At 34.1% G+C, this 22,962-nt stretch carries 23 protein-coding genes; 18 read left to right on the top strand and 5 right to left on the bottom strand.

Going from position 1 to position 22,962, the window contains the following annotated elements; genetic code table 11:
• The first annotated feature begins 2 nt into the window (after positions 1–2).
• The 13 genes from IX38_RS10710 to IX38_RS10650 all read left to right on the top strand — a co-directional run bounded on the left by IX38_RS10710 (position 3) and on the right by IX38_RS10650 (position 12,062).
• Positions 3–887: a glycosyltransferase family 2 protein gene (locus IX38_RS10710; protein WP_051884629.1), complete on the top strand. Its 885-nt coding sequence runs from the start codon at positions 3–5 to the stop codon at positions 885–887.
• Positions 874–1,443, top strand: a complete 570-nt coding sequence (locus IX38_RS10705) for an acyltransferase (RefSeq protein WP_051884628.1) — start codon at positions 874–876, stop codon at positions 1,441–1,443. Before IX38_RS10710 ends, IX38_RS10705 begins: the two co-directional genes overlap by 14 nt.
• Positions 1,443–2,312 (top strand): alpha-1,2-fucosyltransferase, encoded by an 870-nt coding sequence (locus IX38_RS10700; protein WP_034704660.1) that lies wholly within the window; start codon positions 1,443–1,445, stop codon positions 2,310–2,312. The genes IX38_RS10705 and IX38_RS10700 overlap by 1 nt, the downstream gene beginning before the upstream one ends.
• A gap of 25 nt (positions 2,313–2,337) precedes the next feature.
• Positions 2,338–3,201, top strand: a complete 864-nt coding sequence (locus IX38_RS10695) for a glycosyltransferase (RefSeq protein ID WP_051884625.1) — start codon at positions 2,338–2,340, stop codon at positions 3,199–3,201.
• Between the two features lie 9 nt (positions 3,202–3,210).
• Positions 3,211–4,347 carry a hypothetical protein gene (locus tag IX38_RS10690; RefSeq protein WP_034704658.1) on the top strand — a complete coding sequence of 379 codons (1,137 nt, stop codon included), beginning with the start codon at positions 3,211–3,213 and terminating at the stop codon, positions 4,345–4,347.
• 11 nt (positions 4,348–4,358) lie between these two features.
• Complete coding sequence (locus IX38_RS10685; protein ID WP_051884623.1) at positions 4,359–5,507, top strand: glycosyltransferase family 4 protein; 1,149 nt, start codon at positions 4,359–4,361, stop codon at positions 5,505–5,507.
• Positions 5,508–6,404, top strand: a complete 897-nt coding sequence (locus IX38_RS10680; protein WP_034704653.1) for an NAD-dependent epimerase/dehydratase family protein — start codon at positions 5,508–5,510, stop codon at positions 6,402–6,404.
• The gene (locus IX38_RS10675; RefSeq protein ID WP_034704651.1) at positions 6,404–7,366 is read left to right on the top strand and encodes an MraY family glycosyltransferase; all 963 of its coding nucleotides are present in this window, start codon (positions 6,404–6,406) and stop codon (positions 7,364–7,366) included. Before IX38_RS10680 ends, IX38_RS10675 begins: the two co-directional genes overlap by 1 nt.
• Positions 7,367–7,375: 9 nt before the next feature.
• On the top strand, positions 7,376–7,921 hold the full coding sequence (rfbC, locus tag IX38_RS10670; RefSeq protein WP_034704649.1) for a dTDP-4-dehydrorhamnose 3,5-epimerase: 546 nt from the start codon (positions 7,376–7,378) through the stop codon (positions 7,919–7,921).
• 89 nt (positions 7,922–8,010) lie between these two features.
• Complete coding sequence (rimO, locus tag IX38_RS10665) at positions 8,011–9,312, top strand: 30S ribosomal protein S12 methylthiotransferase RimO (protein ID WP_034704645.1); 1,302 nt, start codon at positions 8,011–8,013, stop codon at positions 9,310–9,312.
• 354 nt (positions 9,313–9,666) lie between these two features.
• On the top strand, positions 9,667–10,302 hold the full coding sequence (locus IX38_RS21935; RefSeq protein WP_051884622.1) for a hypothetical protein: 636 nt from the start codon (positions 9,667–9,669) through the stop codon (positions 10,300–10,302).
• A 28-nt stretch (positions 10,303–10,330) separates the two neighbouring features.
• A complete protein-coding gene (locus IX38_RS10655; protein ID WP_034704643.1) occupies positions 10,331–11,065 on the top strand; it encodes a hypothetical protein in 735 nt (244 codons plus the stop codon).
• Positions 11,066–11,690: 625 nt separating this feature from the next.
• Positions 11,691–12,062, top strand: a complete 372-nt coding sequence (locus IX38_RS10650) for a septal ring lytic transglycosylase RlpA family protein (protein ID WP_034704641.1) — start codon at positions 11,691–11,693, stop codon at positions 12,060–12,062.
• Positions 12,063–12,113: 51 nt separating this feature from the next.
• Here the strand turns inward: IX38_RS10650 and IX38_RS10645 are convergent, their stop codons facing one another.
• The 5 genes from IX38_RS10645 to IX38_RS10625 form a co-directional block, all read right to left on the bottom strand.
• On the bottom strand, positions 12,114–12,875 hold the full coding sequence (locus tag IX38_RS10645) for an exodeoxyribonuclease III (RefSeq protein ID WP_034704640.1): 762 nt from the start codon (positions 12,873–12,875) through the stop codon (positions 12,114–12,116).
• On the bottom strand, positions 12,872–13,165 hold the full coding sequence (locus tag IX38_RS10640) for a YciI family protein (RefSeq protein WP_034704639.1): 294 nt from the start codon (positions 13,163–13,165) through the stop codon (positions 12,872–12,874). The genes IX38_RS10645 and IX38_RS10640 overlap by 4 nt, the downstream gene beginning before the upstream one ends.
• Positions 13,166–13,287: 122 nt before the next feature.
• Positions 13,288–14,832 (bottom strand): T9SS response regulator signal transducer PorX, encoded by a 1,545-nt coding sequence (gene porX / locus IX38_RS10635; RefSeq protein ID WP_034704638.1) that lies wholly within the window; start codon positions 14,830–14,832, stop codon positions 13,288–13,290.
• A gap of 133 nt (positions 14,833–14,965) precedes the next feature.
• A complete protein-coding gene (locus IX38_RS10630) occupies positions 14,966–16,609 on the bottom strand; it encodes a S41 family peptidase (protein ID WP_034704637.1) in 1,644 nt (547 codons plus the stop codon).
• A 169-nt stretch (positions 16,610–16,778) separates the two neighbouring features.
• Positions 16,779–17,561, bottom strand: a complete 783-nt coding sequence (locus IX38_RS10625) for an NYN domain-containing protein (RefSeq protein ID WP_034704634.1) — start codon at positions 17,559–17,561, stop codon at positions 16,779–16,781.
• 213 nt (positions 17,562–17,774) lie between these two features.
• On the opposite strand from IX38_RS10625, the gene IX38_RS10620 reads away from it, so the two are divergent.
• From IX38_RS10620 to efp, 5 genes are all read left to right on the top strand, one after another.
• On the top strand, positions 17,775–19,001 hold the full coding sequence (locus tag IX38_RS10620) for an HD domain-containing protein (protein ID WP_034704632.1): 1,227 nt from the start codon (positions 17,775–17,777) through the stop codon (positions 18,999–19,001).
• A 72-nt stretch (positions 19,002–19,073) separates the two neighbouring features.
• A complete protein-coding gene (gene lpxD, locus IX38_RS10615) occupies positions 19,074–20,105 on the top strand; it encodes a UDP-3-O-(3-hydroxymyristoyl)glucosamine N-acyltransferase (protein ID WP_034704629.1) in 1,032 nt (343 codons plus the stop codon).
• The gene (locus IX38_RS10610; RefSeq protein WP_034704627.1) at positions 20,098–21,495 is read left to right on the top strand and encodes a bifunctional UDP-3-O-[3-hydroxymyristoyl] N-acetylglucosamine deacetylase/3-hydroxyacyl-ACP dehydratase; all 1,398 of its coding nucleotides are present in this window, start codon (positions 20,098–20,100) and stop codon (positions 21,493–21,495) included. Before lpxD ends, IX38_RS10610 begins: the two co-directional genes overlap by 8 nt.
• Positions 21,496–22,290 (top strand): acyl-ACP--UDP-N-acetylglucosamine O-acyltransferase, encoded by a 795-nt coding sequence (gene lpxA / locus IX38_RS10605; RefSeq protein WP_034704625.1) that lies wholly within the window; start codon positions 21,496–21,498, stop codon positions 22,288–22,290.
• 60 nt (positions 22,291–22,350) lie between these two features.
• Positions 22,351–22,914, top strand: a complete 564-nt coding sequence (gene efp / locus IX38_RS10600; protein ID WP_034704623.1) for an elongation factor P — start codon at positions 22,351–22,353, stop codon at positions 22,912–22,914.
• The last annotated feature ends 48 nt before the right edge of the window (positions 22,915–22,962 follow it).

Here is a 22,962-nt window from a genome sequence, read left to right as displayed (position 1 = left end):
AAATGATGGAAGTATCAATTATTATTATCAATTATAATACAGAAGACCTGCTGAGAAAATGCATAGCTTCTATAATTTCTAAGACAGAAAACTTGCTATACGAAATTATCGTAGTAGACAATCATTCTGAAAATAGTCCTCATAAAATGTTGGTAGAAAATTTCCCAGATGTATTTTTTGTATCCAGCAAAGAAAATTTAGGTTTTGGAAAAGCAAATAATTTAGGAGCATCATATGCAACAGGAAAGTATTTATTTCTTTTAAATAGTGATACTATCCTCATTAATAATGCGATTAAAGTGTTATTTGATTATAAAGAAAAAGATGTAAAGAAAGAAATAGGTGCTTGTGGAGGAAATTTATTTACAGAAGATATGAAACCTAATTTTTCTTTTTCTATGTATTATCCCTCTTTATATTCAATAGTAGCCTATCGTCTTCATTTATCATTTTTATTGAACAATGAAATCTTTAATTCTATAGGTATACCAAAAGAAGTCTCCATAATAATTGGAGCGGATCTTTTTATTGAAAGAGAATTATTCAATAATCTAAATGGTTTTGATCCCGCATTTTTTATGTATGTAGAAGATGGAGAATTACAACTTAGAATAAAAAAGAAAGGTTTAAAAATGATGTCTGTTCCGGAAGCAAAAATCATCCATTTACAGGGAGCATCTTCAAGTACTTTTTTCAAAATGAAAACTGAGTTTGATAGCTATTTTTACTATTTCAAAAAACAGTTTAATAGAAAAAGTCAAAGTAGGTATAAGAACATCGAGCTTTTTTCAAATTCTCTCAAATTGTTTTACTTTATCTTGACAAATAATAAGGCCAAGAAAAAAGATTATTTAGATATTCTAAAATATATTTATGCAAAACAATAATTCAAAATTGTATAAGATTCTTCATAATCCTATCTTGTATATGTTAACTTTCCTAAGACTTTTAAGGAATGTTCTGCTGTATCCGGTTAATATCATTTTATTTAAAAAGATAGGTTTTTTATCATATGTATCACTAAGAAGTTCAATAAGAAATCATAAAAATATTAAGCTAGGAAAAAAAGTACAGATTAACCCTTTTGTTACTTTATGGCCTATTAAATTAGATATAGGTAATAATACACAAATTAATCCGGGAACAGCGGTCTATGGAATAGTCTCAATAGGCGAAAATGTAATGATTGCACCCAATTGTATGATTGCAGGAGGAAATCATATGTTTTCACAAACTGAGATACCTATGATCCAGCAAGGCTCAAGTGAATATGGTATTATAATTGAAGATGATGTTTGGATAGGTGCAAATTCTGTGATTACTGATGGTGTTACTATAAAGAAAGGAAGTATAATCGCGGCAGGTGCTGTAGTAACAAAAAATACCGAACTAAATTCTATAAATGCTGGAGTACCTTCAAAAATTATAAAATACAGAAAATAATGATTTATGTAAAAATATCGGGGGGGGTAGGTAACCAACTTTTTCAGTATGCATTTGGTCAATATGCTGCTGGAATACTGAATACGGAAGTTAAATATTTTTCACAAACTAGAATAGAGAATAAAAATTTTACTAAAAGAGAGCTTGATATTCAGAAGTTTGATTTGCCAATTCTTTTTGAAGATAATTTTGATGAAAATTTATATTATAGATCCAAAGGGGCTTTAAAATCAATTGAACGTAAATTAATTCAAAAACTTCCTTTTCTTAATCGTAAACATAGAGTACAAAATATACATATTCATAGCCCGGAATTACATATAAATAATCATTGTTATTATGATGGTTATTGGCAAAATGAAATGTATCCAAATTATATTTTCAAATTGTTAAAGGATAAAATTAAGCTTGATTCTAAATCTTCTATTAAACTGGAAAATTTAATTTCAAAAATTAAGAGTTCGAACTCTGTAAGTATTCATATTAGAAGAGGTGATTATATAAACATAAAAGCCAATGCTAAAATCTTTCAAATATGTACCATTGATTATTATAATAGGTCAATTAAGCTTATTAAAGAAAAAGTGAACAATCCTATCTTTTTTATTTTTACTGAAGATAAGGAATGGGCAAGAGAAAATTTTAAAGGAGATGAGTTTTGTTTTGTTGATGGAAACACTGCGATTGAAGATATGTTGCTTATGAGTATGTGTAAAAATCAAATTATAGCAAACAGTACTTTCAGTTGGTGGGCTGCATGGTTAAATTCAAATGAGAGCAAGATAGTAATAGCACCAGAAGATTGGTATGTTAATTTTTTAAAGAATAATGTAGAGCATTTTATTCCTAAAAATTGGATCAGATTATAATGGTTGGTAAGTATAAATTAAAAATATGAATGAGAACATTTTAGTTTCAATTGCAATTCCGTTATTTAACGCAGAAAAGTTTTTAAGTTTTACATTAGATTCTATTTTGAATCAAACATATCAAAATTTTGAATTAATTATTACTGATGATGGTAGTACAGACAGATCTATAGAAATTGTAAATTTGTATAATGATCCAAGAATAAAATTATATATTGATGGGATGAATAAAGGAATATCTTTCCGGCTTAATCAGCAGATTGATTTAGCAAAAGGAAAGTATTTTATAAGAATGGATGCCGACGATATTATGTTTAAAGATCGTATAGAAAAACAGATAAACTTTCTGGAAAATAATCCAGATGTAGATGTTGTTGGTTCCTCAGCGGTAATAATAGGAGATAATAATGAAATCATTGGATACAGATCGGCTTATATTCCTCAATCATATGATGAAGCTTTGAAAAAATCCACGTTTATACACCCTACAGTAGCAGGTAAAACAACTTGGTTTCGAAAGTATAAATATGATGAAGGACTTATTGGAGCCGAAGATTTTGATTTATGGCTTAGAAGTAGAGAATTTTCAGTGTTTCAAATAATAAAAGAGCCTTTACTTTTTTACAGAGATCCACTGAAATTTAAGTTTAAAACATATAATTTTCGTTTAAAACAGCAAAGAAAAATTTTTAGTAAAGATGGTTATTTGAAAAAAAATAATATTAAACAGAAGAAAATAATTTTGATTTCATATATAAAAAGTTTTTTAGCTTTTTATATAAGTAAATTCGGACTGGATAATTATTATATTGCGAAGAGAAATTCGAATTCAGATACTGGTATGGCTCTTAAAAATTATGAGGGAATTTTAAAAAAAATTATTGACTAAACATAAAATATGAAAATAAAAACACATTTGATTTTTTGTTACATTTTATTAGCAAGTTTTTTTAGCTGTCAGGATCCTTCTTTCACATATAAAGATCCTTCCAGATCATTACTTGATACTTACAAATCCAGAATGCTAATCGATAGCAAAAAAGATTATAATATTGTATATTATGATTTGACACAGTCTTTGCCTGCAAATTATTCTAAAAATGGAGATGTAGATTATACAGACATTATTCAAAAAGTTTTAAATGAGAAAAGTAATGTCAAATTTCCTAATTTCCCATTACTTGTCAATAGTAAAGGGCTTTTTTTGAGAAGTAACTCTAATCTTTATTTTCAACCTCAATCTGTAGTTTTAGCAAAACCAGATAACTCACCTAAAGAAGATATTGGAAGTATTAAAGATTGGTATGACATTATAAGAATTTATAATGTGGAAAATGTTATTATGTATAATCCCAATATTATTGGGGACAGAAAAAAACATATAGATAATAGGGGAGAGTGGGGAGCAGGAATAGGAATAAGAAATTCTAAAAAAGTTTCTGTTTATAATGCAAATATAAAAAATACTTGGGGAGAAGGACTTTTTATTGGCTCTGAAGATGGAGGATATTGTGAGGAAATCAATATTAGGGATTTGAGAGTAGATTTTGCAAGAAGAAATGGAGTTGCTGTTACTTCCGGAAAAAATATTTTTTTAAATAACCTACTAGTTACGAATACCTACGGAACCAATCCAATGTTTGGTATTGATATAGAACCCAGTTGGCATAAAGATATTATTGACAATGTAAATCTTAAAAATGTTATAACATTTAACAATAATAATGGTGGGTTGTATATTGTCCTTTTTGGTTTTTCAACGGATGATATAAAATATAGGAGAAATGTTAATATTAATATAGATAATTATTTTAGTGATGATTATAATTATCCTTTTGGATTTCTGACAAGTAAGGTAAAACGTAAATATGAACCTACAGGAACAATTAATGTTACAAACGGAAATTGGAAAAGTTTAAAAGATGGTTTTGTAGATCTACAAAATGATAATAAAAATGTTAAATTAAACATTAAAAATATATCGACGATAGATTATAAAAATACAAAACGAACCCTTAATAAGAAAAACTATTAATAGAACAAATTTTGGATAATCATAAAGTTCTTCACATTATAACTGTATCTTTTACAATTAATCATTTTTTTGGAAAACAGTTTAAATATCTTAACAATAGAACAAATAATCGATATTTTCTTGGATGTACACCATCAGAAGAGTTTTTTCAACTGTCAGATTCTTTAGGATACGTGCCATTTCCTGTAAATGTTACAAGAAGTATTAGCCCGTTTACAGATTTAATAGCAATTTATAAGATCCATAAATTTATACGTCAAAATAATATAAAAACTGTTGTAGGGCATACCCCAAAAGGTGGTATGGTGGCTATGATTGCTGCTTTTTTTGCTCGAAGTGAAAATAGGGTGTACTTTAGACATGGTATTATTTATGAGACAAGTACAGGGCTGAAAAGACTTTTACTTAAAAATATTGACAGACTTTCAGGAACGCTGGCAACTAAAGTTGTTTGTGTAAGCCATTCTGTAAGGGAATTTAGTAATGCTGATCGTTTAAATGCACCCTCTAAAAACATTATTTTAGGTTTGGGAACTTGCAATGGTATTGACACTGAAAATAAGTTTAATCCTGAAAAACAAGATTTATTATTAATTAATCGTATGAGATCTGATATAAAAATTGATGAAAAAGATTTTGTAATCGGTTATGTTGGTAGATTGGTTAAGGATAAGGGAATCAATGAGCTTATTGAAGCTTGGCAGATCTTAAAAGTAAGGTATGCGAATTTAAAACTTCTTTTAGTTGGTCCGATCGAAGATAGAGATTCAATTAGTGAAGAATCAAAAAAAATTATTGAAAATGATCCTCATATTATACATACTGGATTTGTATTAAATGCAGCACCATATTTTAATTTGATGGATATATTTGTGTTACCTACTTACCGAGAAGGTTTTCCAACTGTTTCCTTGGAAGCTTCTTCGATGAATTTGCCAGTACTAATTACTAAAGCAACTGGATGTACTGAGGCAATCATTGAGTATAAAACAGGTCTTTTTATAAAAAATGAATCTTCGGACATCATTCAAAAAATAGAATTTTATATTGAGAATCCCGACATAAAAAAACTTCACGGGTATAATGGAAGAAATTTTGTAAGACAAAATTTTGAAGAAACTAAAATATGGGATTTAATACATGAAAATTTAGGTTATTAAATGAATATTGTTATCACAGGAGTTTCTGGGTTTGTAGGACAAAACCTGTCAAATTATTTAGTCGAGTGTAATTGCAATCCCTCAAGATTGTCTTTGAGAAATGATTGGAAACTTCCAAACAGTTCAGATGCTATTATCCATCTTGCAGGAAAAGCTCATGATACTGCAAATACATCTGCAGATGAAGAGTATTTTAAAATAAATACAGAGTTAACGAAGAAGCTTTTTAATGAATTTTTGCTATCTGATATTAGAGATTTCATATACTTTAGTAGTGTAAAAGCTGCTGCAGATACTGTTGAAGGAATTCTGGATGAAGATCATTTTTCTGATCCAAAAACACCTTATGGAAAATCAAAACTATACGCAGAGCAATATCTACTGTCTAAAGAATTACAATCAGGTAAAAGACTGTTTATTATCCGTCCCTGTATGATTCATGGTCCTGGAAATAAGGGGAATTTGAATCTTTTATATAAGATAGTGGAGAAAGGAATTCCATGGCCTCTGGCTTCGTTTCAAAACCACCGTTCATTTTTAAGTATTGACAATCTTAACTTTTTAATATTACAAATTCTTAAAAATAAAAATATTGACTCGGGAATTTATAATTTTGCCGATGATGATTTTATTTCTACGAATCAGCTTGTTGAAATTATAAGCAAGGCATCAGGGAAGAAGGGCAGATTGTGGAATATTCCGGCTGGAATTATTTCCTTTACTGCAAAGATGGGAGATAAAATAAAATTACCTCTAAATTCAGAAAGATTAAAAAAGCTAACTGAAAGTTATGCGGTCTCTAATAAAAAAATAAAAAGTGCTTTAAAAATCACTGGCCTTCCGGTTTCGGCAGAAGAAGGATTAATAAAAACAATAAAAAGTTTTCAAGCAAAATAATGGAATATATTCTTGTCATTATCATATTATTTATTTCAATATTGGTCTATTTCAAAATAGCGGATAAATATAACATTATCGATAAGCCCAACCACAGAAGTGCTCATACAAAAATAACTTTAAGAGGAGGAGGAATTATATTTCCCGTAGCATTTATTGTCTTTTGTCTGTTTAACCTTATTGAGACTATACATAATTACTGGTCTTTCGGATTGGGACTTCTAGCTATTTGTACCATTAGTTTTATTGATGATGTCAAAACTCTATCAAATAAAATAAGACTTTCGGTTCACTTAATTTCGGTAATTCTACTTTTGTATTTTACAGGAGCTTTTAATCTAACGCCTTTTTGGACCTGGCCTATTTTATTCGTTATGATAATAGGAACTTTGAATGCTTATAATTTCATGGATGGAATTAATGGAATGACAGGAATCTATAGTTTTGTAACCCTTTGTTCATTAGCATATATTAATAAAGATATTATCCGGTTTACAGATGAAAATTTCATCATATATCCAATTTTAGCATGCCTTGTTTTTCTCTTTTTTAATTTTAGGAAAAAAGCAAAATGTTTTGCCGGTGATGTTGGCAGTATGGGAATTGGCTTCTGGGTAATCGGGCTCATTACTTTACTTATTATGAGAACGGGAGAATATAAGTATATTCTATTGCTTTCAATTTATGGAATGGAAGTAGTGCTTACGATTACAGAAAGGATATTGTTGAGAGAAAATATTTTTGAAGCTCACAGGAGACACTTATACCAGCTTTTTGCCAACGAAAAAAAAATTTCACATTTAGTAATAAGTTCAGTTTATGCTGTTTGTCAGTTATTAATCAATATATTTTTAATTTATTCGCAATTTCCAATTTGGGTTATAATTTTGATTATATTTATTCCGCTTGGAGGAATATATCTGGGACTAAAATGGAAACTAAAAAAGAAATATAATTTATAGAAACATAAGATGAAAATAAAAGAAACACCTTTAAAAGATTGTTATATTATTGAACCTACAATTTTTGAAGATGATAGAGGATACTTCTTTGAGAAATATAATGAAAAAAAGTTTGAAGAATTAACAGGAATGAATGGCCATTTTGTACAGGACAACATTTCAAAATCTTCGTATGGTGTACTCAGGGGACTTCATTTGCAGAAAGGAGAGCATGCTCAGGCCAAGCTGGTATCCTGTCTGGAAGGTAAAGTTTTTGATGTTGCAGTTGATCTGAGAGAATATTCATCAACTTTTGGAAAATGGTTCGGAGTTGAACTTACACCGGAAAATAAATTTCAGCTTTACGTTCCACGTGGTTTCGGACATGGTTTTTCGGTTTTAAGCGAAACAGCTGTTTTTTCTTATAAATGTGATAACTTTTACAATAAAGAATCCGAAGGAAGTATTATATGGAACGATCCGTATTTGAATATTGACTGGAAACTTCCTGGCGAAGCAATCATACTTTCTGAAAAAGATAAGATACTACCCAAATTCTCTGAACAAAACTTTTAAATATTGAAAATCAAATTCATAAAGTGGTTTTTATTTTTTGATTCTTACTCTTTATTATTTCGTATCTTTGCACACTCAAAATCAAAACGATGCGCACAAAATCTGTAGGGAAGAAGAAAATCAATGTGGTTACGCTGGGATGCTCCAAGAATGTATATGATTCTGAAGTATTAATGAGCCAGCTCAAAGCAAATGGAAAAGAAGTGGTTCATGAAGGCCGTGGAGATATTGTAGTGATCAATACTTGCGGATTTATTGATAATGCTAAAGAAGAGTCCATCAACACAATCCTTGATTATGTAGAAGCAAAAAACAGAGGAGAAGTCGAAAAAGTTTTTGTTACAGGGTGTCTTTCCGAACGATACAAACCGGATCTTATTAAAGAAATTCCGGATGTAGATCAATATTTCGGAACAAGAGATCTTCCTGTCCTTTTGAAACATCTGGGTGCAGATTATAAGCATGAACTAGTAGGAGAGAGATTGACAACAACCCCTAGACATTATGCATACCTTAAAATTTCAGAAGGCTGTGACAGGCCGTGCTCTTTCTGTGCCATTCCTTTAATGAGAGGAGGACACCTATCTACACCTATCGAAAAACTGGTTTTGGAAACCCAGAAACTGGCAAAAAAAGGAACCAAAGAAATTATTCTTATTGCTCAGGACCTTACATATTATGGTCTTGATCTCTATAAAAAAAGGGCACTTGGAGAACTTTTAAAAGAGCTGGTGAAAGTTGACGGTATAGAATGGATCCGTCTTCATTATGCTTTCCCGAGCGGTTTTCCTGAAGATGTTCTTGATATCATCCGTGAAGAACCTAAAGTCTGCAATTATATAGATATTCCTCTTCAGCATATCAATTCTGATCTGTTGAAATCCATGAAACGTGGAACCACCCATGAAAAAACCAATGCCTTATTAACCAATTTCAGAGAAAAAGTTCCGGATATGGCGGTTAGAACTACTTTAATCGTAGGTTATCCCGGAGAAACCGAAGAAAGATTCCAGGAACTGAAAGATTGGGTAAGAGAGCAGAAATTTGACAGACTGGGTTGCTTTACCTATTCTCATGAAGAAAATACCGGTGCTTATGTATTGGAAGATGATGTTCCGCAGGAAGTAAAAGAAGCAAGAGTAGAAGAGATTATGGAATTGCAGTCACAGATTTCCTGGGAGAAAAACCAGGAGAAGATCGGGAAAATATTCAGATGTATATTCGATAGAAAAGAAGGAAACTATTTTATCGGAAGAACAGAATATGATTCACCTGATGTAGATAATACAGTTCTGGTTTCAGCCGATGAAACCTACATTTCTATAGGAGAATTTGCTGAAGTAAAAATAACTTCTGCAGAAGAGTTTGATCTTTATGGAGAACTTGTGTAATACTTTGTTTTTTACTGAATTACAACAATTTTACGTATTCGCAGATAATCAAAAATATTAATAAAATTTAACACAATTAATATAGTTGCTGAATTGTATAATATATTGATTTTCAATTTATTATTATTTTATAGAATAAAAGTGTTTTAATTTTTTTATATAAAATGAATAAATTTGAAAATTATGTCTTAAATTTGCGCAATAAGCAATGTTTTAAAATCAAATGCTTCAATGAGTTGCCTTTCTGATAAGTTACAGAATTTAGTGGCTTCGATGATGAGCACAAGTTGGGATGCATCTCCCATTTTGGAAATATTGATGGAAAATAATGTAATTTAAAATCTTTAAAAACTTATGAAAAAAATTTTATTAACAGCGACAATGCTCGTAGGCCTTTCGGCAGTTTCCAAGGCTCAGCAGGGACGTGTAGGTATTAACACGACTACACCTTCTGCAACGCTTGACGTAGTAGCAAATACTACTGACAATGCAAGACCTGATGCTTTACTAGTCCCTCGTATGACCGCAACAGAATTATCTAATAAAGATGATACTTCTGGTACTTATGGCGCTCCACAGAATGGCGCTATTGTTTACATCACTTCTGGAACCGGTTCTGGTGCAAGAAAAGCAAAAATTACCGGAGCAGGATTTTACTATTTTGATAATACCGTTCCTGAATGGAAACCTTTTGGAGGTGGCAATAGTACTCCCGCAGTTATTACACCTGTTAGAACTTCAGCAACTGGAACAGACTTATCTGCTGCTGACTTAGATGGTTATGTATTCCTTACAACAAATGCTGATCTGTCTACAATACCTGTAAGTGCAGCAGTTAAAGGTAGAAGTATTACTCTCGTTAAAGTTGGAGGAGGAACACTTTCTGTGAATGGAGCAAGTGCAGCTTCTGTTAATTCAATGACCACGAACGGTAGAGGTCTTGGTTTTGTATATGATGGTACCAGCTGGCAATCATATTCAGCACAGTAATTAATTTTAATTTTTATACACATTAGTTATGAATAAAAAAATTTTATTAGCTCTTGCCTCTACTTTGGCAATGCTTCAATATACAAATGCGCAGGTTAGAACCAACGGTTTTGCCAGTGGAAACATACAGGGACAAGGTGCTTTCTTAGATGCATCAGGTAGTAGTGGAGGATTTAATGATAGTGCAAATGATGGAAAAGGAATTGTTTTTCCTAGAACTAACCTAACTACTTTTACATTTGCTACTCCAGTTACTGATGAAGATAACTTTCCAACTGCATATGATGGTATGATTGTTTATAATAACGGTACAGGGAATACTATTTCAGGGATTACTACAAGTGTAACTCCGGGATACTACTATTTCTCAAACCCAACAGGTGGAACTGCAAACTCATTTGCAACCTCCACAGGTCGATGGGTACCTATTTCAACATCACCTAAATTAACTATCAGTACTTCTGAAACAACTACAAATACACTAATAAACGTTAGCCCTGGTGTTGATAAGCAGCTTTTTGCTATGAAGGGGTCTTTCACAGCTAGTGGTAGTTCTACAGCAGTAAACATTCCCGCTCCAGCAGGGATGACCACTTTGTATGGTATTACTATTTATAAAGCAGGTACAAACACTGTTTATGATAGAAGCTTATATTCTTATACAGTTGCAACTACTGCGGGAAATGCAATTACAGGTTCTCCAAGTATGTCAATTGTTTACCCTAACGGAACATATGACTATGTAATAGAATACTTAAAATAAGATTAATGCTTATTTATATATAAAACCAATGAGCAATCATTGGTTTTTTTGTTTTAACTAGTATTATTGAATGAGAATTGAAATAATAATAGAAAGAAGAACAAGATACTGAATAGGAGAAACAGGTCATTTGGTATTCAATTTGATTATAATGAAAAGGATAGCTTTAGAAATTTAGATGAATTGAGGCATTTGTATTGATGAACTTTACAGTAAAATTCAAATTTGAAGTTAAATAGTGTGTTAAAATAAACATACCTTATTATAACTAATAGCTTTGAATGACTTCTATCAAACCGATTTTGATGGTTTTACATCTTAAAAATTTTAGCTTTTAAAATGATTTAATCTGTTTTATTCAATTTTTAAAATTTATTTAATTCATTGATTATCAATTGGTTTTATAATTCGATTTTTGGTTTTTTTAGACAATAAGTTAATTGTGTTAACTTTTGGGTGGTTTTTTTAACGTTTTTTAACAGTGCTACCTAAAACCCCTGTTAATAGGAACTTACAGGCTTTGTTAACATATAATTCACTTTTTGTTAACGGTTTTTAACATATGGAGTAGGGACTTTAGAACATTCCTTATACTTTTGCTCCGTCAAAACCAATAAAATTCAAGATGATGAAAAGATTCATTCTCGTAATCATAATGATGATTTCAACTTTAGGTGTTTATTCTTTTACAGCAAATACCTTAGATGCGAAGAAAACAAGTTATGCATCGTACTACCACGATAAGTTTAATGGTAGAAAAACAGCAAGCGGAGAGATCTTTAGTAATTCAAAGTTCACCGCTGCAAACAGAACGCTTCCGTTTGGAACCAACATTAGAGTGACCAATCTGAACAATGGAAAACAGGTGATAGTGAAGATTAATGATAGAGGGCCTTTCCATGCATCAAGAGCATTAGATATTTCTAAAGCTGCGTTCGATGAAATCGGGGATACCAATCATGGTACCATTCCGGTGGAATATGAAATTGTCGACTAAATTTATGATTTAAATTTATAAAGCCAGCTAGTACAGCTGGCTTTTGTTATTCTAAACGTTTATTTCCAATAAGGCAGGGCAGTGATCAGAGTGTATGGCTTCCTTTAAGATGACGGCTCGTGAGAGCTTGTCTTTTAAAGTATAGGTGGCAAAATTATAATCGAGCCTCCAGCCTTTGTTTTTAGCCCTGGAATTCTGTCTATAGCTCCACCACGTATAATTATCCGGTTCATTATTGAAAAAACGGAAACTGTCAATCAGTTCACATTCTTCAATGAAGCTGGTCATCCATTCTCTTTCCATCGGCAGGAAGCCGGAAACATTCTTTAAACGGACCGGATCATGAATATCAATAGCCTGATGGCATATATTGAAATCACCGGAAATAATAAGGTTAGGAATCGTTTTTCTCAACTCCTTTATATAATCCAGAAAATCATGGCAGAACTGCATTTTGAATTCCAGTCTTTCAATATTGCTGGCAGAGGGAACATAGACTGAAATTACAGAGTATCCGTCAAAATCCGCACGGATGACCCTGCCTTCGTTATCATAGCTTTCAATGCATCCGTATTCAACATGATCAGGCTTGATTTTTGAGGCTATTCCGACGCCACTGTAGCCTTTTCTCACCGCAGAGTGCCAATAACTGTAGTAACCGATTTTTTCAAGGCTTTCAATGTCTATCTGGTCGTTTCCGGCCTTGCTTTCCTGGATGCAGACAATGTCAGGGTCGGCAGTTTTCAGCCAGCCTAGAAAATCTTTCGTGAACGCCGCTCTGATTCCGTTAACGTTATAAGTGATGAGCTTCATAAGTTTTTAATAAAAAATTTAAAGTGTTCGTTATATTTTGATGGAATAAATTCAGTGATAGTATAATCTGCTACCTGATGAATATAAAATGGATCTTCCTGAATGATCTCTTCAACTTCTTTTTTAGAAATGGCATCGGCAAGTATGATTCCTCCTGTTCTTGGTTCTTTTCTCCCCGAAGCGATAAAGTTTCCGGACTGGTAATGCTTTTCAAGAAAATCATTGTGCTCCGGGATGAAACGTTCCACATTTTCCAGAGAAGTTTTATAGGTTAGTGAGATGATAAACATTGTTTTTTTTGCTAAGATATGAACTCTTTGAGACTATTAAAACGACTGTAAAAAAAGAGGCGGCAAAAATCATACGATTTTTGCCGCCTTAAACCCAAAATTTAAATAAACTATGAAAAAAACTACTTGGGTTCTAAAATGCTGAAAGGAATAATACATTCTTCAAGTGAAATTCCTCCATGCTGGTATGTCTCTTTATAGTAATTCACAAAGTGATTGTAATTCTTCGGATAAGCCAGGAAAATATTGTTTTTTGCAAAAATATATTTCGAGCTTAAATTTCCTTTTGGAAGGAATAGTTTTTCAGGATTGGTGATCGCCCAAACATCACTGGTATCATACGTTAAACTCTTTCCGGTTTTATAACGGATATTGGTTGATGTTTCACGATCTCCCACTACTTTGCTTGGCTTTTTAACATAAACCGTTCCATGGTCTGTAGTGATCACAAGTTTGTAACCGCTTTCTGCTGCTGCTTTAATGATTTTCAGCAATGATGAGTTTTCAAACCAGTTAAAGGTAAGGGATCTGAACGTTTTATCATCACGGATCAGCTGGTCTACAATATGATTATCTGTTTTGGCGTGAGAAAGGATATCAATAAAGTTGTAAACAATTACCAGGAGATCATTGTTTTTATGCTGGTTAAAATCATCATAGATCTTTCGCTCAAAATCCGCATTCAGGACCTTAAGGTATTTCATAGATTTAGATCCTAAACCGATTCTTTTCATCTGGTCTTCAAGGAAATCCCGTTCAAATTCATTTTTATTTCCCTCTTCATTATCATTGAACCATTTATCAGGGAAACGTTTTTCAATTTCAGACGGCATCAGTCCTGCAAAGAAAGAGTTTCTTGCATATTGAGTGGCCGTAGGAAGAATACTGTAATAATAATCTTCCGAAATCTTATTGTAATATTTTGTGAATAGTGGCTCAATAACCCTCCACTGGTCAAAACGCAGATTATCCACCATGAGAAGAAGAACTTTTTCTTTTTCTACCTCAGGCTTTACTTTTTCCTTAAAAAGAGTATGGCTCATTAAAGGTTTCTCGGAATCTGTAAGCCAGCCTTCGTAATTTTTCTCAATGAATTTGGCAAACTGGATATTGGCTTCCTCTTTCTGTGACTGCAGAAGATCGGAAAATTCATTGTCCGCTACTTTATCAAATTTAATTTCCCAGCTCAGAATCTTCTTATAATATTCTGCCCATTCCTGATAGGTTCTGATATAAGAAAGCTCCATAGACAGGTTTCTGAACTCCTGCTGATACTGAAGAATTGTTTTTTGCTCTACAAGATTATCTTCCTGGAGATTCTTTTTTAATGATAATAAAATCTGGTTGGGATTTACGGGTTTTAAAATGTAGTCAGCAATCTGTGATCCGATGGCTTCTTCCATAATATGTTCCTCCTCACTTTTTGTCACCATCACGATCTTTAAAGAATTATCCTTCTCTTTGATCATGGGAATGGCTTCCAATCCCGAAATTCCGGGCATGTTTTCATCAATAAGTGTGAGTGCAAACTTCTCCGAATCCATTAGTTCCAGAGCTTCGTTCACGTTATTAACAGGGGTTACGTGGTAACCTTTCTTTTCTAAAAATACGATATGGGGTTTGAGTAAATCTATTTCATCATCTATCCATAATATCTTTTCCGACATAATTTATTTTTTTACATGGTTATTGCATCAAAATGTTGACCAATTCTTTTTAAATTCTCACAAATTAGAGACAATAAAAGTTAAATGTTAGTTAAATGAAAATTCTATTAATCATTACTGATATTCTATTCATTTAAAAACCGGTCTTTATATAGTGTAAAGCTCTTTCCAGAACTTCGTCTTTTCCTTCCTGTACGCCTTTTACAGTAGGCTTTATCACAATGTCAGGGATAATTCCGATCCGCTGGGTTTCCCTTCCGTCAGGGTAATAGGCTCCGAGCCCCGTAAAGCAGGTATCCATATCCGCAATTTTAAATCTGATGATATCACCATTGGCTCCTGAAGTATTACTGCCGATCACCCTGGCTTTCGGATGCTGTTTTAGCATCATGGCCGTGGTTTCTGCCTGGCTCTGCGTATTTTCATCTGCCAGGATTATAACATTTCCTTTATAGTAATCCGGATTCTTTCTGCCGATGCTGTTTTTTGCGCTATAAAATTTACTCAAATAATCGGTCTCCGGGAAATTAAATTGATAATAAATTGATTTTTCCGGAAGCATCAGCCTGCTTAAGGGAAAAATGGTCTGCTTAGGATAGTTCCGGAGATCAAAAATGATTGATGTTGTAAATTTTAAATCCCTGTACATATCATCCAGGTCACTTTTTTCAATAATTCCCATATTTACATAGCCTGTCCTTTTGTCAGTATCCAGGAACTTCCATTTTTGCTGAGCGGCCTGTTTTTCTAAAAGAATATCCTTGAGAAGATAGGTTTTAGCGGTGACTGTCAGATTCTGTCCCTCACGTTCTATTTTCAGGTTGACAGAATCATTATTACTGAAAAGAAACAGATTTTTCACTTTTGTGATTTTCCCCCAGGAATTGGATGTAGGAACATATTTTCCAAAACTGTTAACCATTTGGGGAATGGTTCTGCCGTTGATATCATAAATTACATCACCTGATTTTAAAGGTATTTCTTCATTAAATTTATTTTTAATGATCTTCGTTACAACCAGTTTTCCTTCTGTGTAGGTATATTCTACAGGAACTTTTCTTCTTCCATATTGATGGGCACTGATCAAAGGTGAATATAAAAAGGCATGGGAGTCATCCGTTTTTGCGACCAGTTCAGCAAGTGTGAGATGGTAACTTTCATCATTGTTGATCATGAGGAACTTGGGGATCATTTCAGTTAAAACATCATTCCAGTTCTGATCTGTCTGGTATTTGTAAGGAAAAAAATACTCTACCAGATTCCAATATCTGAAAAGCTCTAAAAGACTGATTTCTTTTGAAGTGAATTTTGAGCCGTATGAATTCTCATTTCTAAAATAAACCTTTTTTCCGCCCTTTCCCCAATAATGACTGCTGCCCAGGTTTCTGTTGTTCTGAATAAAAAGAAGCTGTTGGGTTACCTTTTTATTGAATATTTTTTGATTATTCATCCAGTTCAGATCAAAATTTCTCAGAAAATACACTTTCCCCTTATCCTCCTTTGAGCATTTTTTACATTCATCAATTTTTCCAAGACTGTTGATCCATTTAGAATATAATTCACTCAATTGCTCTTTATCGCGGATAATATCAAGCTCATCAATCTTCTCAAAAAGCTGCTTATCCCAATCCAATTCCCCTTTTGCAACATGAGGATGATAATATTTTAAAAATCCCCAAACCTTACAAAGCGATTCCAGTTTCTGAGTTTCAGATAAAGCTTGTGCAGAAAAGTTGATACTTAAAAAGGATATAATGAAAATGAATAAGCTTTTCATGAAAGGGTACTAGTTTATTAAAGCGATCAAAGGTAAATGTAAAACCAATATCACGCAAAGCTAAAGTACGTAAGCTTCGTAAAAATATCGTAAAAGCTTCAAAGGACATTTTATATTTTTAAACAGGAATGTCCTCATGGATTTTAATCTCAATTCTAATGAGGGTTACTTATAAAAGCTGCTTTTTTTTCACCAGTGGATGATTGGTCTCATTTCTCACCACTTCAAAATGGGGCAGATCATCAAATAATTTTGATAAAGTGGAGTATCCATACGTTCTCGAGTCAAAACTAGGATCAATCTTTCTGATATTGGTACCGAGTGTTGAAATAAAAGCGATGTCATTTTCGTTAGCAGAAATTTCAAATGCCTTTGAAATCGTTTCTTCGTCTTTCCTGGATAAGAAGCTCTGAAACTCCTGAATTTTAGGACTGGTATCCTGTTTCTTTACCGTATCCTTGGTTTTGTTTTCTTTTATCTTCTGGTTTTCGGCTTTTGGTTCCTTTTTGATTTTAGGGGTAATGTTTTCAGTATAAGTAAATATATCGCAGGATTTGACAAAAGATTCAGGCGTTTTTTTCTCTCCGATACCCATGACGAAAAGTCCTTCCTCACGAATCCTTTTGGCCAGGCCGGTGTAGTCGCTGTCGCTTGACACGATGCAGAAACCTTCAACACTTTTTCCGTGCAAAATATCCATCGCGTCAATAATCATGGCTCCGTCCGTTGAATTTTTTCCGCTGGTATATGAAAACTTTTGAATAGGATTAATGGAATAGAGATTAACAAGATCTTTCCAGGAGTTCATACTTTGAGAAGTCCAGTCTCCATAAATCCTCCTGATCGTAGCTTTACCATATTTTGAAACTTCTTCAATGGTTTCTTTTAATAATTTGGCCTGAGCATTATCACCATCAATAAGAATAGCAATATTAAATTTTTTGTCACTCATAGTTTTACATATTGGATGAAAAGTAATTATTCATGATGATTAATTTATAACACGGGTAATTCCTAAAAATTAATATACTTAAATTTAATGAGAAGACCAGACTTATTCTGTAATTTTTTTGATTTCCAGTTAATTTTAAGACGATTATGAATGAAAATTAAATAAGGGTAAAATTTAAAATCCCTAACTTTGTTTACTAATACCAAAGTTTCAATGCAGAATAAGCTAAAGATCATCAACGACCCCGTTCATGGTTTCATCAGAATCCCACACGAAATTTTATTTGATATTATCCAGCATCCTTATTTTCAGAGACTGCGCAGAATCGGGCAGACCGGACTTCTCAATCTGATATTCCCGGGAGCTACCCACACAAGATTTCATCACGCGCTGGGAGCGATGCATTTGATGTTTACGGCATTGGAAACCCTGCGCCAGAAAGGAATTAAAATTACAGAGGAAGAAGAAAAAGGAGCCATGCTGGCGATCCTGATGCATGATATTGGGCACGGACCGTTCTCTCACGCACTGGAAAATATGCTGATGGATGACTGGCATCATGAAAAACTTTCTTTATTGCTCATGAATAAGCTGAATGAAGAATTCGGAGGCCAGCTTTCTGTGGCCATTGAAATGTTCCGGGGGAAATACCACAGGAAATTTTTCAACCAGCTTATCTCTTCCCAGCTTGATGTAGACCGGCTGGATTATCTGAACAGGGACAGCTTTTTCACAGGGGTTTCAGAAGGGAATATCAATACACAGAGGATCATTTCCATGATGAATGTCTGCAGCGAAGGCGAATTGGTCATTGATGCCAAAGGCGTCTATTCCATAGAAAACTTCCTGACTGCCAGAATGTTTATGTACTGGCAGGTATATTATCATAAAACTTCGGCACTGGCAGAATTCCTTCTGGTTAAAATCCTGGAAAGAGCCAAATATCTGATTTCCGACGGAATGGATCTGCCTGCAGGGGAGAACCTGAAATATTTTCTGAACCGCGGAAAAAGTTCTGCTACCGATGAAGATATTTATAGATTTACGCAACTTGATGACAATGATATAATTCATGCGATGAAATCCTGGCAGGATTCAGAAGACTTTATTCTTTCCTATTGGTGCAAATGTATAATCCAGCGAAACCTCCCGAAAACGGTTATTTCCACGCACCCTTTTAAACGGAAATTTATTGAAGAAAAAATAAAAAACACCAACGAATTTTTCGGAATCAATAATGGAAAAGAGCTTGTACATGAGATTAAGAGGAAATTACTGCCTTATAACACCAAAAAACAGCCTATTTATTTACTTCAGAAAAACGGTAAAAAGATCAGGCTGGAAGAGTCGCAGGACCAACTGCTGTCGGGGCTTATGGTTCACAAAACGGCAAGGTATATCCTCACCTTTCCAAGGGATATTTCCCAGATAATATCTTAAATAATCTTAAAATTCACGTTCCTAAAATCAAAAAATGTTTGCGAATTACAGAATTTCTTATCTTTGCAGAATATGGAATTTACAGCTTCGCAAATTGCAAGTTTTATTGACGGACAAATAATAGGCGACGAAAGTACGGTTATTACAGGGGTTTCACCAATTGAGAATGGTGAATCAGGGCATCTTTCTTTTATAGCACAGGATCGGTTTGCCCATTTTTTAGACACCTCAAAATGCTCCGTTATCATTGTTTCGGAAAAACTTATTAATAAAAATACTTATAATCCTACCTTAATTGTTGTAAAGGATGCTTATCTTTCTTTTCAGATTTTAATGAATCTGTATCAGGAGATGCAGGCAAGAAAAGAAGGAATTGAAACCGGTTCTTCTATTCATGAAACGGCTGTAATCGGTGAAAAGACATACATCGGGGCCTTTACCTATGTCTCGGAGAAAGCCAGAATAGGAGAAGGTTCGCAGATTTACCCGCATGTGTATATCGGTAAAGGAGTGAAGATCGGTAAAAACTGTAAAATTGACAGCGGAGCCAGGATCTATGACTACTGTATCGTAGGAGACAACTGTGTGATCCATTCCAATACGGTTGTAGGCGGCGACGGATTCGGTTTTCAGCCTACCGCTGAAGGATTCAAAAAGATTCCTCAGCTAGGAAACGTGATTATCGAAGACGATGTGGAAATTGGTTCAAACTGCAGCATCGACAGAGCAACAATAGGATCTACCATCATCGGAAAAGGAACGAAGATCGATAATCTGATTCAGATTGCACATAACGTGAAAATCGGGCAGAACAACGTGATTGCAGCACAGGCAGGAATTGCAGGATCTACTACCATCGGAGACTGGAACCAGATCGGAGGACAGGTAGGAGTCGTAGGCCATATCAAAATTGGTAATCAGGTGAAAATTCAGGCCCAGAGTGGTGTGAATTCCAGCGTTAATGATAAAGAAACATTGTATGGATCCCCGGCGATAAGCTACAATGACTATCTTAGAAACTATGTACATTTCAGAAATTTTACTGAAATTGTAAAGAGAATAAATAATCTTGAGGATACCTCAAAAGATAAAACTAATGAGTGACATGCAAAAAACACTCCAGGAAGAAGTAACGCTTTCTGGAATTGGCCTTCATACAGGTAAAGAAGTAAAACTTACCATTAAACCAGCCAAGGAAAATACAGGTTTTGTGTTCGTAAGAACAGATCTGGAGGGACATCCTCAGGTAGAAGCTGATGTTAATTATGTAGTAGCAACAGAAAGGGGAACAACATTAGAAAAGCTGGGCGTTAAAATTACTACCTGCGAGCACCTTTTGGCTGCGCTGGTGGGATGTGATGTAGACAATGCCATTCTGGAAATGAATGCTTCAGAACCTCCAATCTTAGACGGATCTTCAAAATTCTTTGTTGAAGCCATCGAAAGTGTGGGTATAATGGAACAGAATATAGCCAGGGAATATCTTGTGATCAAAGAAGTGCTGAGCTATGCAGACCCGGCATCCGGATCAGAAATTACCATCATTCCTTCAGATACTTACGAAGTGACTACCATGGTAGATTTTGGAACCAAAGTGTTGGGAACCCAGAACGCTACTCTAAAAAATATTTCAGAATTTAAAGAAGAGATCTCTTCTGCAAGAACATTCAGCTTTTTGCATGAATTGGAGATGCTTCTGGATCACGGATTGATCAGAGGTGGTGATATCTCCAATGCCATAGTATATGTAGACAAGGATCTTACTCCTGAAACTACAGAAAAACTGAAAAAAGCCTTCGGAAAAGACAACGTGTCTATCAGACCGAACGGTATTCTCGATAACCTTACACTAAACTACCCTAACGAAGCTGCCAGACATAAATTACTTGATGTAATTGGTGACCTAGCATTAGCTGGTGTAAAAATAAAAGGTAAAGTAATTGCAAATAAGCCTGGTCACTTTGTGAACACCCAGTTTGCGAAAAAGCTGAACCGCCAGTGGAAACTTCAGAAAAAGAAAAACGTGCCGGATTTTGACCTTACCAAAGAACCTGTTTTTGATATCAACGGGATTATGCGTCTTATGCCGCACAGACCTCCGTTCTTATTGATTGATAAAATACTTGAACTTTCAGATTCTCATGTAGTAGGTTTGAAAAACGTTACCATGAATGAGCCTTTCTTCGTGGGACATTTCCCTAAAGAGCCTGTAATGCCTGGAGTTCTTCAGGTGGAAGCTTTGGCACAGACAGGAGGTATTCTGGTACTGGCAAGTGTTCCGGACCCGGAAAACTATTCTACCTATTTTATCAAAATTGATAAAGTAAAATTCAAGAAAAAAGTAGTTCCAGGAGATACTATTATTTTCAAAATTGAACTGATAGAGCCCATTAGAAGAGGTATCGTACATATGCAGGGATATGGATATGTAGGAGGTACCGTAGTTGTGGAAGCAGAATTAATGGCTCAAGTTGCAAAAAATAAAGTTGATTAAATGATTCATCAATTAGCCGCCGTAGATAAACGCGCAAAAATCAGCAAAAATGTTATTGTAGAACCTTTTACTACAATTGCTGGGGACGTAGAAATAGGAGAAGGAACCTGGATCGGACCGAATGTGACCATCATGGATGGGGCAAGAATAGGAAAGGATTGTAAAATTTTTCCGGGAACTGTAATCTCTGCGATCCCTCAGGATCTGAAATTTGATGGAGAAGATACACAGACCATTATTGGGGATAATACCACTTTAAGAGAATGTGTTACCGTCAACAGAGGGACCAAAGCGTTAGGATTTACCAGAGTCGGCAGCAACTGCCTTATTATGGCAACTTCCCATATAGCCCACGACTGTATCATAGGAGATAATGTGATCATTGCAAACGGATGCGGAATTGCAGGACATGTAGAAATAGGCGATTTTACCGTAATGGGAGGATTGTCTGCCGTACAGCAGTTTGGCAAAATCGGAAAACATACCATGATCTCCGGAGGATCCTTAATCAGAAAAGATATTCCGCCTTACGTGAAAGTAGCAAGGGACCCGATTTCTTACGCAGGAATCAACTCTGTAGGATTAAGAAGAAGAGGATTTTCCAATGAGAAAATATTTGAAATCCAAAAAATTTACAGAGCAATTTTCCAAATGAAAATGAATGTTTCCCAGGCCTTGGCATACATTGAAAAAGAAATGCTTCCAACCGCCGAAAGAGACGAGATCCTTCAGTTTATCCAAAATTCCCCAAGAGGTATTGTAAAAGGATACGGAACAACCAAGGAAAGTAATTAACAGCCGAACAGCAGCTTTACCTGAGTCAAAAAATTAAAAATAAAAAGATAACATAAATTAATGGCAACAAGCAACGATATCAGAAAGGGACTTTGCATTGAGTACAGTAACGATATTTTTAAAGTAATAGAGTTTCTTCACGTAAAACCTGGGAAAGGACCGGCTTTCGTAAGAACAAAATTAAAGTCGGTAACGAACGGGAAAGTAATTGATAATACATTCTCCGCAGGACATAAAATTGATGAAGTAAAAGTAATCACAAGAAAGTTCCAGTATCTTTATGATGATGAGAACGGGTTCCACTTCATGAATAATGATGATTTCTCTCAGCTGTATTTAAATAAAGAAATGATTGAGAACTCACAATTCATGAAAGCAGGAGAAGAAGTAACTATTATTTTGAAAGAAGCTGACGAAACTCCGCTTTCTGCTGAACTTCCTCAGTCTGTGTATCTGGAAATAGTTGAAGCTGATCCGGGAGTAAAAGGAAATACAGCAACCAATGCTCTTAAAAATGCAATTGTTGAAACAGGAGCCAGAGTAATGGTTCCTCTATTCATCGAGCCGGGAGACAAGATTAAAGTAAGTACAGAAGACGGCAGCTACTTAGAAAGAGTAAAATAATAATTAAAATTTACATAAATTCGGTTTGCACCAGCAGTCCGAATTTTG

It is taken from the genome of Chryseobacterium luteum (assembly GCF_000737785.1).
In the GTDB taxonomy this organism is placed as follows: domain Bacteria; phylum Bacteroidota; class Bacteroidia; order Flavobacteriales; family Weeksellaceae; genus Chryseobacterium; species Chryseobacterium luteum.
Note: the sequence above shows the minus strand (reverse complement) of the source record. Positions and strands in the feature narration are given on the sequence as shown.